Raw genomic sequence first — 552 nt, 5'->3', positions numbered from 1 at the left:
ATGCCGATGCGCTGACGCTGCCTCTTAAAGGGGATTATCTCTACGGCGCCCCCGCCAGCGGCACCAAGGCCAAGGCGGAGGTGAAGATAAGTCGCGCCCTCATGCCCTTCACCCAGTGGCAGGAGTTCACTCTGGGGGATGTGCGGCTCATCGAGCAGGCCAAGGAGCTGGAGCCCGTCAGCCTGATCCTGGATGAGCAAGGGCAGGGGCGTGTGGCCCTCGCGGATCAACTGGAGGATCTCAAGGCCCTTGGGCCCCTCGAGGTGAGTTATCGGGTGTCGCTGTCCGAGCCCGGTGGCCGGGCGGTCAATCGCAGCCACACCCAGTACGGTTGGCCTGTGGGGAGTCAGTGGCCGGCGCTTAAGGCTGACTTCGTGGCGGAGCGGGTCGAGGGGGGCAGGCCGCTGCCGTTCCAGATCCTGAATCTGGATGAGCAGGGGCAACCGGTGGCGGGGGCGGTGAAGGTGCGTCTCATCAACGAATACCGGGACTACTACTGGCATTACGCAGGCGGGGAGGGTTGGAAGTACGAGTACGATCCCCAGCCCTATC

At 64.5% G+C, this 552-nt stretch carries 1 pseudogene; it reads left to right on the top strand.

Going from position 1 to position 552, the window contains the following annotated elements:
- A pseudogene (locus BN1124_RS10580) lies at nucleotides 1-552 on the top strand (alpha-2-macroglobulin family protein); the annotation flags it as partial.

Origin of the sequence: Aeromonas eucrenophila (assembly GCF_000819865.1) — a bacterium.
Lineage (GTDB): Bacteria > Pseudomonadota > Gammaproteobacteria > Enterobacterales > Aeromonadaceae > Aeromonas > Aeromonas eucrenophila.
This window is presented reverse-complemented; position numbering and strand designations above follow the sequence as displayed.